Annotated in this window: 11 protein-coding genes; all 11 read left to right on the top strand. The window is 39.7% G+C overall.

From position 1 onward, the window contains the following. Positions 1 to 796: 796 nt before the first annotated feature. The 11 genes from GN217_RS18135 to GN217_RS18085 all read left to right on the top strand — a co-directional run bounded on the left by GN217_RS18135 (position 797) and on the right by GN217_RS18085 (position 9,702). Positions 797 to 1,315, top strand: a complete 519-nt coding sequence (locus GN217_RS18135) for a YqeG family HAD IIIA-type phosphatase (protein WP_156858046.1) — start codon at positions 797 to 799, stop codon at positions 1,313 to 1,315. Continuing rightward, complete coding sequence (yqeH, locus tag GN217_RS18130; RefSeq protein WP_156858045.1) at positions 1,316 to 2,416, top strand: ribosome biogenesis GTPase YqeH; 1,101 nt, start codon at positions 1,316 to 1,318, stop codon at positions 2,414 to 2,416. Positions 2,417 to 2,428: 12 nt separating this feature from the next. Beyond that, positions 2,429 to 3,271, top strand: coding sequence for a shikimate dehydrogenase (aroE, locus tag GN217_RS18125; protein ID WP_156858044.1), 843 nt, complete (start codon positions 2,429 to 2,431; stop codon positions 3,269 to 3,271). A gap of 1 nt (position 3,272) precedes the next feature. Then, positions 3,273 to 3,563 carry a ribosome assembly RNA-binding protein YhbY gene (yhbY, locus tag GN217_RS18120; protein ID WP_156858043.1) on the top strand — a complete coding sequence of 97 codons (291 nt, stop codon included), beginning with the start codon at positions 3,273 to 3,275 and terminating at the stop codon, positions 3,561 to 3,563. Between the two features lie 17 nt (positions 3,564 to 3,580). Continuing rightward, positions 3,581 to 4,159, top strand: a complete 579-nt coding sequence (locus GN217_RS18115; RefSeq protein WP_156858042.1) for a nicotinate-nucleotide adenylyltransferase — start codon at positions 3,581 to 3,583, stop codon at positions 4,157 to 4,159. Further along, positions 4,137 to 4,727: a bis(5'-nucleosyl)-tetraphosphatase (symmetrical) YqeK gene (yqeK, locus tag GN217_RS18110; protein ID WP_156858041.1), complete on the top strand. Its 591-nt coding sequence runs from the start codon at positions 4,137 to 4,139 to the stop codon at positions 4,725 to 4,727. Before GN217_RS18115 ends, yqeK begins: the two co-directional genes overlap by 23 nt. Further along, a complete protein-coding gene (gene rsfS / locus GN217_RS18105) occupies positions 4,714 to 5,070 on the top strand; it encodes a ribosome silencing factor (protein ID WP_156858040.1) in 357 nt (118 codons plus the stop codon). The genes yqeK and rsfS overlap by 14 nt, the downstream gene beginning before the upstream one ends. Continuing rightward, complete coding sequence (locus tag GN217_RS18100; RefSeq protein WP_255454422.1) at positions 5,022 to 5,825, top strand: class I SAM-dependent DNA methyltransferase; 804 nt, start codon at positions 5,022 to 5,024, stop codon at positions 5,823 to 5,825. The genes rsfS and GN217_RS18100 overlap by 49 nt, the downstream gene beginning before the upstream one ends. Positions 5,826 to 5,948: 123 nt before the next feature. After that, complete coding sequence (locus GN217_RS18095) at positions 5,949 to 6,554, top strand: helix-hairpin-helix domain-containing protein (RefSeq protein ID WP_156858038.1); 606 nt, start codon at positions 5,949 to 5,951, stop codon at positions 6,552 to 6,554. 69 nt (positions 6,555 to 6,623) lie between these two features. Next, entirely contained in the window at positions 6,624 to 7,187 is a 564-nt protein-coding gene (locus tag GN217_RS18090; RefSeq protein ID WP_156858037.1) for a ComE operon protein 2, read from the top strand. Positions 7,188 to 7,416: 229 nt separating this feature from the next. Then, positions 7,417 to 9,702: a DNA internalization-related competence protein ComEC/Rec2 gene (locus GN217_RS18085; RefSeq protein ID WP_198042720.1), complete on the top strand. Its 2,286-nt coding sequence runs from the start codon at positions 7,417 to 7,419 to the stop codon at positions 9,700 to 9,702. Positions 9,703 to 9,819 lie beyond the last annotated feature (117 nt).

The following is a 9,819-nucleotide window of genomic DNA, read 5'->3' as shown; positions in this document are numbered from 1 at the left end:
AAACTCTTTTGTGAATGTTCTTCGTGTTCTTTTGGTCATTACTGATTCTCCTCCTACTAATTGTTGAGTTCAGTTTATATGACCTTAAAATATTTGTCTAACTAAGTGTAACCGATGCATATATACCATCATCAGCAAAAACTACGAATTCCTTTCATTAAGCGTAAGTCCGCAACTCTCTTTCCGGGGTCCGCAGTCCAGACACCTCTCGCTTTCCGCGGGCGGCTGGTGAGCCTCCTCGCGGGCAAGCCCGCTGCGGGGTCTCACCTAGGCCTATCCTCCCGCAGGAGTCTCGAGGTGTCTGGACTGCTCCCATCAATGACCGAATTTGGAACACTATTTTTCATTTAAGGAATTGGGAATTAGAACTCTCATTATAGTGGGATAGTTTCCGTTAATATTAACCCTCTCTACCAGTTCAGTTGCCCGGTGGACGGTGACTCCTGCGGGAATAGCACGAGTCCGGAGACCCCGCAGGGCGGTAGCCCGAGGAGGCTTCGGCTGTGCCCGCGGAAAGCATCCGTCCACCGGGCAACTGAACGGCGATTAGAGTTCTAAACTAAAGGAACGAGCAAAGACACTTACGCTGAATAAAAGGATCATTTCTTTGGTTTTCGTGTGTGAAGGTTTAGTTTATTATAAAAGCATATCACACATCAGAACAATTAACCGAACAAGAAGGCGGAAATTAGAATTAAATAGAAGTTTACATCAGTAGTTAGTTTATCTTTCACCCTAATTAAGCTATTATAGGATAAGATAATACTACGGAAAGATGAATAATGAGGTGTAGGAAGTGCTTAATAGGTTTTTACCGAATGAAAATGTGAAAAGTATCTTTGATATCCAACCGGAAAAATTGAAAACACGGGGGATCAAAGGAATCATTACAGATCTTGATAATACATTAGTTGCCTGGGATGTACGCGATGCAACTCCTGAGGTAGTCAAATGGTTTGAACAAATGAAAGAACACGATATTAAAGTTACAATCATATCCAATAATAATTTGGACCGGGTCAAAGCGTTTTCTGATCCGCTAGGGACTCCATACGTATATAGCGCAAGGAAACCATTGCGTAGGGCTTTTAACAGAGTCGCAAAGGAAATGAATCTAGAGAAAGATGAAATCGTTGTGATTGGTGACCAGCTTTTGACAGATGTACTTGGAGGAAATTCAGCTGGATTCTATACGATATTAGTTGTGCCGATTGTGCAGTCTGATGCGAAGATTACACAGTTTAATCGGAGAATTGAAAGAATGATTTTAAACTATTTCCGCTCCAAAGGAAAAATCAGCTGGGAGGACGAATAAATGGAAACAATATATTGTGAAGGTTGCGGAGCGCAAATTCAAACAGAAGATAAAGAAAAAATCGGCTATGCTCCTGCTGCTGCACTAGAGAAAGAAGTCGTGCTTTGCCAGCGCTGCTTTCGACTGAAACATTATAATGAAACACAGGATGTACCGATGACAGATGATGACTTTTTGAAAATGGTTAGTTCTATCCGCGAGTCGGAAGGATTAATCGTTCATATGATTGATATATTTGACGTCCACGGAAGTCTCATTGAGAGCCTTCCAAGAATTACCGGAAACAATCCGATTATATTAGTAGGAAATAAACTTGATTTATTGCCAAAGTCGACGAATCCAAATAAACTCATCCAGTGGTTAAGGAAGGAAGCGAAAGATGCTGGTATTAAAGTTCAAGATGTATTTTTAATATCTTCGGTGAAAGGGACGGGAATTGATGAGCTGAAGGAAGCAATCGACTATGAACGAAATGGCCAAGATGTTTATGTAGTCGGAACGACGAATGTAGGAAAATCAACATTTATCAACACACTCATTAAACAGTCGACTGGACATAAAAATGTAATAACGACATCTTATTTCCCGGGAACAACGTTAGGATTTATTCAAATCCCGTTAGATGATTCAGCTTCGTTGATTGATACACCTGGTATTGTGAATAAACAGCAGATTGCGCATTATCTTTCCCCAGAAGACTTAAAAGTTGTTACACCGAGAAAAGAAATTAAGTCTCGAGGTTTTCAATTAAATTCTGGACAAACCCTGTTCTTTGGCGGTTTGGCAAGACTGGATTTTGTTAAGGGTGAACGACTTGCTTTTATTTGTTATTTCGCAAATGAGTTGGAGATTCATCGGACTAAGTTGGAAAAAGCCGATGAATTGTATGAATCACATCTCGGTGGATTATTATCACCGCCGACAGAAGAAAGTATCGAGCTCTTGCCTCCATTCATAGAGCATTCCTTCAAGATTTCAGGAGGTAAAAAAGATATCGTATTTCCAGGACTTGGTTGGGTAACGGTGAGTGGGGAAGAAGCGACCGTCGTTGTTCACAGTCCGAAAGGGGTTTCTGCTGGAGTTAGAAATTCATTAATATAGGGGGAAGGTTCATTGTACAAGTTAGGGCTGATCGGGTATCCAATTCAGCATTCGTTATCACCATGGATACATGAGCGATTATTACAGAAAGCAGAATTACAAGGGGAATATCGTCTATTTGAAATTACTCCAGAAGATGATTTTAAAGAAAAGGTGTTGGAGTTAAAGGAAAAACAATTGGACGGCTTTAACGTTACCGTACCGTATAAAGAGAAAATCATTCCCTACTTAAATGACATGGATGATATTGCAAAGGAAATGCAGGCGGTTAATACGGTCGTAAATGAAAAAGGAAGATGGGTGGGTTACAATACAGACGGGATTGGTTACGTACGATCACTTGAAAATGCTTATCCCGACTTATTCGAGCATTTAAATAGGAAGATAATGATTCTGGGTGCAGGTGGAGCAGCTCGAGGAATCTACTACGCCCTAACTAAATTTGGTTTCGCTCAAATCGATATTGCAAATCGTACACAGGAAAAAGCGGAAGATATAGCAAAGTTGGGTAAGGATAATACTAAGACAAAAATTTTCACGATTGAGGAAGCTAGCCGGCATCTAGATGAATATGACTTGATTATCCAGACGACTTCAATTGGTATGAAAAGTGTTGACTTAAAGCCGATTGTCCAATTGAATCGGTTGAATCCCGAGACAATCATGAGTGATATCGTTTATCAACCGCTTAAAACCCAGATTCTGCAAGATGCAGAACGTCTCGGAGCAAGAATATTATTAGGGCATACGATGTTGCTTTACCAGGCGCAATATGCGTTTGAAATCTGGACAGGTATGTGCCCAGATGTGCAAGAAATGGAATACGAACTATTAGCTGTATTGGAAGGAAGATAATATGTTGACAGGAAAACAAAAAAGATTTTTACGCGCGGAAGCTCATCATTTAAAACCGATTTTCCAAGTTGGAAAAATTGGTGTAAATGATAATATGATCGAACAGATTATAGACGTTTTGGAAAAGAGAGAGTTAATAAAGGTCAGTGTACTGCAAAATTGTCTCGAAGATAAAGCGACGGTTGCGGACAAGCTAGTTCAAGGGGCGGATGCAGAACTCGTGCAAATCATCGGGAATAATATTATCCTTTATAAGGAATCAGTGGAAAATAAACAAATTGAGTTGCCTTAAAAAGGATGGATGGTGACATGATGAGGATTGGTATTCTTGGAGGAACATTCGACCCGCCGCACTTAGGCCATTTAATCATTGCCGAAGAAGTCCGGTTAGCGCTCGAGTTGGATGAGATCTGGTTTATCCCAACTTACACACCTCCTCATAAAAATGATGCAAAGACGGAAGTACATGACCGCATTAAAATGATTGAACTGGCAATCGAAACGAACCCGTATTTTAAAATAAGTACAATCGAAATTAAACGATCCGGGAAATCATATACGATTGATACGATGAAGGAATTAACCACCTTGTACCCGGATTATGAATTTTATTTTCTTATCGGGGCTGATATGGTGGAATACCTTCCGAATTGGCACCGTATAGACGAGCTTATTAAACTCGTGCCATTTGTAGGTGTGAAACGCTCTGGCTATGAATTAGCAACAGATTACAATATATTGACGGTAAATATTCCATTGATTGATATTTCTTCGACAGAGATTCGCAATCGTCTACAGAATAACCGATCGGCGAAATATCTCGTGCCAGAGCGTGTAGATGCTTATATTAGAGGAGAGCGGTTATATGGATTTGAAGGAAGCAATTGAATTAGTAAAACAAGAACTAAAAGCTCCACGATTTGAGCATACGTTACGTGTGATTGAAACGAGTGGAGTACTAGCCAAACGCTTTAAAGAATCTACCGAAAAGGCAAAGCTTGCAGCAGCACTCCATGACTACGCCAAGAACTGGCCTGTGGAAGATTTGAAAACCTATCTTGTAAATAATCATTTATCTAACGATTTATTAACGTACCACTCGGAATTATGGCATGGACCTGTCGCGTCGCACGTAATGGAAAATGAATATGGCATCACGGACTCCGATGTACTTCAAGCCATTGCACACCATACGACAGGCCGAGCTGGTATGACGAATATCGAAAAAATTGTCTATCTCGCAGATTATATCGAACCTGGCAGGGATATACCAGGTATTGACGAAGTTCGTGCAGCGAGTGAACAAAGTTTAGATTATGCATGCTGGTTAGTTGCGAGAAATACGTTAAATTATCTGATACAGAAGAAAGTGACAATCCACCCGGATTCGTTTCACGCATATAATGATTTAACAAGAACAATTCATACGGAGGGATTATTGAATGGAAATGAATGAAATCGTTCAGTCGATCGCGGAAGCTTGTGATGATAAACGTGCGGAAAATATTATTGCTCTAGATATGAATCAAGTATCTTTAGTTGCGGATTATTTTCTAATTTGTCACGGTAACACGGAACGTCAAGTACAGGCGATTGCGCGGGCGATCAAGGATGAAATGGATGAACAAGATATTGAAGTTAATCGAATGGAAGGGTTTGAACAGGCGCGCTGGGTACTGATCGACCTTGGTGATATTGTTTGTCACATATTCCATAAAGATGAACGCAGCTACTATAATTTAGAGCGGCTATGGGGAGATGCAGCGGAAGTTCCGCTTCATATCGGACAAGAGGGTTAATGATGGTGTATCGGCGCATGGCTGAAGTATATGATCATTTAATGACTCACGCCCCCTACGAACAATGGGTGGATTTCACGGAGGAAATGATTCGTTTTTCCAAAACTCACGTAAAGCGGATTGCCGATCTTGGCTGTGGTACTGGAGAAATAACGACTAGACTTGCTGAAAGAGGCTATGAGATGACCGGGATTGATTATTCTGCGGAAATGCTTACGTATGCTGAACATAAAGCGAGTGCAAATAAGATTACAGTCAATTGGTTGCATCAAGATATCAGAGAGCTTTCAGGACTGAGAGATTACGATCTTGCCATCAGTTACTGTGATGTTATCAATTATATAACGGAACCAGAAGAAATCCGCAAAACATTTCAGCATGTATTTAATCTATTGAAGCCAGGTGGTTTATTTCTCTTCGATGTTCATCATTTACCATTTATTTTGGATTACTATGTTAATGAAACATTTGCGGAAGTAACCGATGAAGCTTCTTATATCTGGTTTTGTATTCCGGGCGAAGAAGTTGGGGAAATGTATCATGACCTAACCTTTTATTATTTGCAGGATGGATTGTATGAACGATTTGACGAACAGCATCATCAACGGACATTTTCTATCAATTTTTACAAAGAAATTTTACAACAGAGCGGCTTTGAAAATGTTAAAGTGTATGCCGATTTTGCAGTAAATGATGAAAGCATCGCTGATGATGCTGCAAGAATTTTCTTTTCCGCAAGAAAAACCTCGAGATAATTCAATTATCTTGAGGTTTTTCTGTAGGCAGGAGTTTAACGTTCGATGTCGAACCATATGATTAAGCCCCCTAAACTGTCTATTCCACATAAGTATTTCCCCATCTAAGGATGTGACCCCACTATGTCAGATGCCAAAAAGAAAATAATATTCGTTGCTGGAATTGGTCTAGCAGTACTACTTTTTTTCTTCATAACTGGTAAATCTGTGAAAGAAGAGAGCAAGCCAAACAACCTCCATGCGGCAGGGGAAGATGCCGAAGCAATCATTGGCCCGGCAGAGGAACAGGAGACGACTTTTGAAAATATAATTATTGACATTAAAGGAGAAGTGAAGAAGCCTGGAGTGTATGAGATGAGTCCGGATGCCCGTGTGAATGATGTAATTGAAATCGCTGGTGGATTTACAGAAGATGCAGATGTTCAGCTTATCAATCTTGCGCAAAAAGTCCATGATGAGATGTCGATCATTGTATTTAAGCAAGGGGAAGAATCGGGGGCAAATCCCGCAAGCCCAGCTGATGGAGAAGCGGAAGGGAAGATTCGCATTAATGATGCGAGCCAAGAAGAAATAGAATCATTAAATGGAATTGGTCCTGCCAAAGCCCAAGCAATTATTCAATATCGGGAAGAAAACGGATTGTTTCAACAGGCAGAGGATCTCTTAGATATTTCAGGAATTGGTGAAAAAACATTAGCTAATTTCATTGATCAAATTCAAGTCCCGTAAAGTATGGATTGACGAAAAATAGAGTTGACAGGTAAACTAGGGGAATAGAAACAGTTTGGGGGGTTACGATTGAAAAGAATTTCATGGGATCAGTATTTTATGGCACAAAGCCATCTATTGGCATTAAGAAGCACATGCGAACGACTTATGGTCGGTGCAACGATTGTCCGGGATAAACGGATCATTGCAGGAGGTTATAATGGCAGTGTATCAGGAAGTGTACACTGTATAGATGAAGGATGTTACGTAATTGACGGACACTGTGTAAGAACTGTTCATGCGGAAGCCAACGCACTTTTACAATGTGCAAAATTCGGTGTTCCAACGGAAGGAGCCGACATCTATGTAACACATTTCCCTTGTCTGCAATGTTGTAAACAGCTCATTCAAAGCGGAATTCGAACCGTTTATTATGCACAGGATTATCGAAATCATCCTTATGCAATCGAATTATTTAAAGAAACAGGCGTAAAAACGGTGAAAGTTAATTTAGACTATCTCACATTTGACACACATTACAAGGAAAAACAAGAACTCGTTGAAAAGTTATATACAAAATTGGCTGAGAATGAAGAAGACAATGAAGTACAAGAGTTCAAAGAAGAAGTAGAGCGACTATTCTTGAACGAATAGACTGTCGTCATTTTCCCTTTTATCACGCCGTAACGGTCTATAATACTTCCACTTCTAAACAGGGAGGAAGTCCAACATGTGAAGCTGGGGGGATATACCTAACATTCAATGGGGAGGTAAGGAAACCCGGTAAGGAAACCCCTACTGAATGAAGTTTCCCTTTATTATGGACAGTCCAAATCACTCTTGTGGAAGAGAAATTTGGGCTGTTCTAAAAGGAGATTGTAAAATGAAAGGTTACTGGCATATTGTAGCATTATCAGCACTAGTAGCTGCAATATCTGTTCTGTTTGAGTGGAACTTGTTTATCTTGATGTTTCCTTGGCTTGCATATTTGTTTGCTAGTCATCGGTTGAAAATATTACCATTACTCCTCTCTATTATTTCCTACCTCTTTTTCTTTTATTATTTGCCGCAAGTAGAGGCAGATATTTCTTCACAGAAAAACTCCAACGATTCCACATTTCTTCAAGGGAAAATAATCCGCTCGCCGATTATTCAAAAAAATAAAATTGAACTTGTTGTAGAAGACGATACAACCGCCGATAAAGTGCTGGTGATTTATTTCCCTGACGAGAGGGAAATCCCATCTAATGAAACAGCTTTATTGAAATACGGGGCTGAATGCATCGTTCATGGTCAAATCGAATATCCGGAAGGTGCAAGCAATCCTGGTGAATTTGATTACCGACAATTCCTATTAAAGAAGGAAATTACGAAACAAATTGTTGTTCATGATCTAACCGATATCGATTGTGTCGGCGCTTCCTTCTGGCACAGATTTATTTACCTCCGCCAGCTCTTATTGCATCAAGCACCGGAAAATATCAGTGACTATACTGCTGCTTGGGTCAATGCGCTTGTATTGGGTGATGATTCTAAGATTGATCCATCAGTCATTCGATTGTTCCAGGATTGGGGACTATCCCATATTCTTGCGATCTCCGGGCTGCATATAGGAATCGTTGTAGGACTCGTCTATTTTTTACTTATTAAAACATCAGCTATGACGAGGGAGAAAGCGGAACTTGTCGTCTTGTTATTTTTACCGCTTTATGCTGTACTTGCTGGTGGTGAACCATCTGTGCTACGTGCAAGTGCAATGGTTGTTCTGTTCATCATTTTAAGGCGAATGAAAATTTCAGTGACTGCACTTGATATCATTAGTGTCGTTTTTCTCCTGTTGCTTCTCTTCGACCGTTTTATCATTTATCATATAGGGTTTCAGTTTTCGTTCCTTGTCACAATTGGAATTATCCTTACGCGTAAATGGTTGTCCCTTGTATCATCCTCATTCTACCAAGTTTTGATTATCAGTTTTATATCCCAGATGGTTATTCTTCCAATCCAGCTCAATTACTTTTCCCTTTTTCAACCGTTATCGATTCTATTGAATCTAGTAATTATCCCGTATTTTTCTATTTTTGTTATCCCGTTTATGTTTTTCTTTTTATTATTTTCTTTTTTGCCAGAATCCATATTACATGCTTTCGATATATTATTTACCGGTATTCATTATAATGTGCTTCTATTTATCGAGTGGGTGGATGAATACTTTAATTACCCTTTGTATGTATCTGATCTGCCTGTTGCTTTTTTTATTTGTTACTATCTCTGTTTAGTGATGAGTCTCGTCTTGGTGGAAAGAGAGCGGTTGAAGGAAGCTTTCATCGGATTTAGCCTTCTTACGCTTGTATTAACTGGCTATGCAGCTGCTCCTTACTTTTCGGCCAAAGGAACTGTAACGATGTTAGATATTGGTCAGGGTGACGCTTTTATAATTGAATTACCGTACCGGGAAGGTGTGATTATGATTGATGCTGGTGCAAGCTTCTCCTTTACTGATATGGAACCTTCACCAACCGTGTATGAACGGATCATTAAGCCTTATATGCGGTCTCGGGGAATTCATGAAATAGATGCATTGTTTTTATCCCATGAAGACCTTGATCATTTTGGAAGTCTTGAATTTATGATAGATGATGGAGTTGTGAAAGAAGTTTATGTCAGCGATTACTATGTATTTGAACCGAAGTTGATGCAAAAGCTTATGGATCATCAAGTTCCATTACAACGCATTGAGGTTGGAAGTACGATTAATATTCAAGGACAGCCCTTTTCAGTAGTCTCTCCTGTAGTAGATAAACAGGATGCCAATGAAAATTCATTGGTGCTTTATACAGAAATTGGTGGCCGCAGCTGGTTGTTCACTGGGGATATAAGTGAAGCAGAGGAATTGGAAATTATAAAGCACTATCAAGTCCAGGCAGATGTTATTAAAATAGCTCATCATGGCAGTAATACATCATCCAATCCGTTATTTCTGCAATCCCTTCAAAGTAATGATGCGTTTATTTCTGTTGGAAAAGGTAATTCATACGGGCACCCGACGAAAGAGGTAATTGAAACATTAGAAGAACTAGGTATCCGAATTTTTCGCACAGACGAGCACGGAGCCGTACAATATATATTTGGAAAGGATGAGGCATGGTTCGAAACATTTTTACCATATTAAAAAGGGGCTGGGACATAACTAGCCAAAAATAGTAAATAAAAAGGTTCCAAGCAATAAAAAGTTTGCTTGGAACCTTTTTTTTAGGAGTTTCTCTATCTCCCGGCACGATTTTGCTGT

It is taken from the genome of Oceanobacillus sp. AG, from assembly GCF_009746545.1.
Classification (GTDB): domain Bacteria; phylum Bacillota; class Bacilli; order Bacillales; family Amphibacillaceae; genus Oceanobacillus; species Oceanobacillus indicireducens.
Note: the sequence above shows the minus strand (reverse complement) of the source record. Positions and strands in the feature narration are given on the sequence as shown.

Bases quoted from the DNA above. Each gene is read 5' to 3' on its own strand.
- GN217_RS18100 (WP_255454422.1), top strand. From the start codon at position 5,022: ATGGGGAGATGCAGCGGAAGTTCCGCTTCATATCGGACAAGAGGGTTA.
- GN217_RS18085 (WP_198042720.1), top strand. From the start codon at position 7,417: ATGAAAGGTTACTGGCATATTGTAGCATTATCAGCACTAGTAGCTGCA.
- yqeK (WP_156858041.1), top strand. From the start codon at position 4,137: ATGGATTTGAAGGAAGCAATTGAATTAGTAAAACAAGAACTAAAAGCT.
- yqeH (WP_156858045.1), top strand. From the start codon at position 1,316: ATGGAAACAATATATTGTGAAGGTTGCGGAGCGCAAATTCAAACAGAA.
- yhbY (WP_156858043.1), top strand. From the start codon at position 3,273: ATGTTGACAGGAAAACAAAAAAGATTTTTACGCGCGGAAGCTCATCAT.
- GN217_RS18115 (WP_156858042.1), top strand. From the start codon at position 3,581: ATGATGAGGATTGGTATTCTTGGAGGAACATTCGACCCGCCGCACTTA.
- rsfS (WP_156858040.1), top strand. From the start codon at position 4,714: ATGGAAATGAATGAAATCGTTCAGTCGATCGCGGAAGCTTGTGATGAT.
- GN217_RS18095 (WP_156858038.1), top strand. From the start codon at position 5,949: ATGTCAGATGCCAAAAAGAAAATAATATTCGTTGCTGGAATTGGTCTA.